This window comes from Nostoc sp. KVJ20, from assembly GCF_001712795.1.
GTDB lineage: Bacteria > Cyanobacteriota > Cyanobacteriia > Cyanobacteriales > Nostocaceae > Nostoc.
Map to the genome: position 1 here is coordinate 1 of NZ_KV757741.1, position 2,261 is coordinate 2,261.

The window sequence follows — 2,261 nt, forward strand, 5'->3', positions numbered from 1 at the left end:
TAATTGAAGCTTTGGCAATGTGCCAACGGGTGTTAGGAGTTAATCATCCCACTACAGCGACAATTCGAGAAAATCTAGCAATCTTGCAACGCCAGTCTACTCCCCGTGCTATCTGGTTGCGTCGGTTAGGTCAGTTTGTGCAAATCTTGTTAGCAATATCAATTTTACCGTTTTATCTACTGTGGCGATTGGCTAAAAAACTAATTCGTAATTAAAAGAGCGAGTTCAGGCGATAGGGTTTGCAATCTAGTAGTTTAGAGCGATACTTTTGTTTCATCAACCAAGGTGGGATCGTTATTTCTAAGCTTTGATTACCAGATAGTCTCGACAGAATACTGTGCAATTTTTTGGTCGATGGTTACAATTGGCAAATTCTCTACTTGACTTTGGGCAATCAGAATCCGGTCAAACGGATCTCGGTGGATATTTGGCAAATTGGCAACCTGTAGAGTGTGTGTCATCTGAATGTCTAAACTCTCAAAGCGGTTCAGTGCTAGTCGGTTTGGAATATATTCTTCTACAGGTTCAGGTAAAGTTAGCTTACCCGATTTAGTCTTGATGACAATCTCCCAAACACTTGCCACGCTCAGAAATAAAATATTACCTGAATCAGCAATTATACTGCGACTGGTGGAAGATAACTGAGGGTCATCTGTTACCCACCAAAGAAATGCATGGGTATCGAGTAAAGCTCTCATCGCTAAACTAGATTAGAACTGTCAAAATCATTTAGGATATCTTCTGGTAAAGGCTCGTCAAAATCTGGTGCAATGATAACTTTACCTTTATCCAATCCAGGAATTCGAGGTGAGGCTGTATCTGTGAGAGCGACTAGGCGTGCAACTGGAATACCTTTCTGTGCAATCACCACCTCTTCACCAAGTAATACCTGACTCAGCAATTCAGAAAACTTGGCAGTTACTTCAGAAACATTAACGGTGATACTCATTTGCCTAAGTAATTGTTAATTCCTAATATTTCTTAGGATAACACTGGCTATAAGTGCATTTTTTAATCTTGTGGCGATGACCCGATTATTCGCGTAGATGCATACTCCTGCAAAGCATCTAGTAGAGAAGCAGCTTGTTGTCAGACATCGCTATTCTCTCATCAACCAAGGTGCGATCGTTAAACGTGGAGAAGCAATAGAAGTTAATGATGAATGGTGGCAGCAAAAACGCACAAACTTGATAAACCACCTGCATCAAGATAAATAATTACAAAGCAGATAGTAATTACACCCAAAGCCAGTTTAGATATTGATGATTATTTTGCTTACATTGCCCAAGAAAACCCCAACATGGGTCTTTTATTTTTTGACTCTGTAAGAGAAGCTTTTACACAGTTAGCAAGAATGCCTGAAATGGGTAGCCGTTATCCTCTGAAGAATCTTCGTTTACAAGGTTTACGTAAATGGGCTGTTAAAGAATTTAAAAAATATCTAATTTTTTACTTTGAGCAAGATGAAAGCATTCAATTTGTGCGGATTCTCTATGCAAGGAAAGATATAGAAAAGATTTTAGAACAGGAATGATGATGTTTATTTTACTCAACACACAGCAAAAATCATTGACGCGCTAAGTATATACGCAATACAATTATAGTAATAGAACCTAACGATAGAGTTAATTAAAATAATTTGCCCAGAGAATAATAGACAAGCAATATTAAAGATAATTTGGACAAAAGAAATGAACGCCAAAATTATTGCTTTCTTGGGAATTACGGCAGCCTTTGCAAACTTAGGAAGCCAAGTCTACGCACAGTCACCAGCATCAAACTCAAATCCAAGAGAATACAGACTAACTGGTGATTCACTAGTTGGAATTAATCAAAGAACAGCCCAAGATGACTTTGGAAAATTTTTTGAGCAAACTAATCCAGCAAGCATCTCTAGCAATAATAGAAGAGGCAATAAAGCTCCAGTCAAAATCCGCTTTAACGAATCATTATCACAGCCAGACACTTCTATTTTCTTAACACCTGCTCAGTCTGAGAGTGATAATGATGGATTGCAAGTACAGTTGGATCTGGGGAGAGAATAACCAAGTATAAAAGTTGACGCTTTAATGTAAAGTGTATTGTCGCCAAGCGCCGCACTGTCAACAATCGAAGGTGCGTTAGCTTACGGCATAACATTGGTGTAAACTTAAGCTCAAATGCTTATCCCACAGGGGTTTTACCCCACCCCTCAATCCCCTGGTTTTACCCCACCCTAACCCTCTTTCAAGGGTAGGGGTTTAAAAATCAGGCAGTAGAGA

The 2,261-nt window shown here is 39.1% G+C and carries 5 protein-coding genes and 1 pseudogene; 4 read left to right on the top strand and 2 right to left on the bottom strand.

The genetic code is table 11. From position 1 onward, the window contains the following. Nucleotides 1-215 (top strand): annotated as a pseudogene (locus tag A4S05_RS33800) (hypothetical protein); the annotation flags it as partial. Between the two features lie 96 nt (nucleotides 216-311). On the opposite strand, the gene A4S05_RS33805 reads toward A4S05_RS33800, so the two are convergent. Then, nucleotides 312-698: a type II toxin-antitoxin system VapC family toxin gene (locus A4S05_RS33805; protein ID WP_069074141.1), complete on the bottom strand. Its 387-nt coding sequence runs from the start codon at nucleotides 696-698 to the stop codon at nucleotides 312-314. 2 nt (nucleotides 699-700) lie between these two features. Further along, entirely contained in the window at nucleotides 701-949 is a 249-nt protein-coding gene (locus A4S05_RS33810; RefSeq protein WP_069074142.1) for a type II toxin-antitoxin system Phd/YefM family antitoxin, read from the bottom strand. Nucleotides 950-1,046: 97 nt separating this feature from the next. Between A4S05_RS33810 and A4S05_RS42305 the strand changes: the two genes are divergently transcribed. The 3 genes from A4S05_RS42305 to A4S05_RS33820 all read left to right on the top strand — a co-directional run bounded on the left by A4S05_RS42305 (nucleotide 1,047) and on the right by A4S05_RS33820 (nucleotide 2,045). After that, nucleotides 1,047-1,217, top strand: a complete 171-nt coding sequence (locus tag A4S05_RS42305; RefSeq protein ID WP_176727187.1) for a hypothetical protein — start codon at nucleotides 1,047-1,049, stop codon at nucleotides 1,215-1,217. Between the two features lie 17 nt (nucleotides 1,218-1,234). Continuing rightward, nucleotides 1,235-1,534 carry a type II toxin-antitoxin system RelE/ParE family toxin gene (locus tag A4S05_RS33815; RefSeq protein ID WP_256091353.1) on the top strand — a complete coding sequence of 100 codons (300 nt, stop codon included), beginning with the start codon at nucleotides 1,235-1,237 and terminating at the stop codon, nucleotides 1,532-1,534. A gap of 157 nt (nucleotides 1,535-1,691) precedes the next feature. Beyond that, nucleotides 1,692-2,045 (top strand): hypothetical protein, encoded by a 354-nt coding sequence (locus A4S05_RS33820; protein WP_069074144.1) that lies wholly within the window; start codon nucleotides 1,692-1,694, stop codon nucleotides 2,043-2,045. The last annotated feature ends 216 nt before the right edge of the window (nucleotides 2,046-2,261 follow it).

Coding starts and splice junctions, on each gene's coding strand:
- A4S05_RS33820 (WP_069074144.1), top strand. CDS start 1,692: ATGAACGCCAAAATTATTGCTTTCTTGGGAATTACGGCAGCCTTTGCA.
- A4S05_RS42305 (WP_176727187.1), top strand. CDS start 1,047: ATGCATACTCCTGCAAAGCATCTAGTAGAGAAGCAGCTTGTTGTCAGA.
- A4S05_RS33805 (WP_069074141.1), bottom strand. CDS start 698: ATGAGAGCTTTACTCGATACCCATGCATTTCTTTGGTGGGTAACAGAT.
- A4S05_RS33810 (WP_069074142.1), bottom strand. CDS start 949: ATGAGTATCACCGTTAATGTTTCTGAAGTAACTGCCAAGTTTTCTGAA.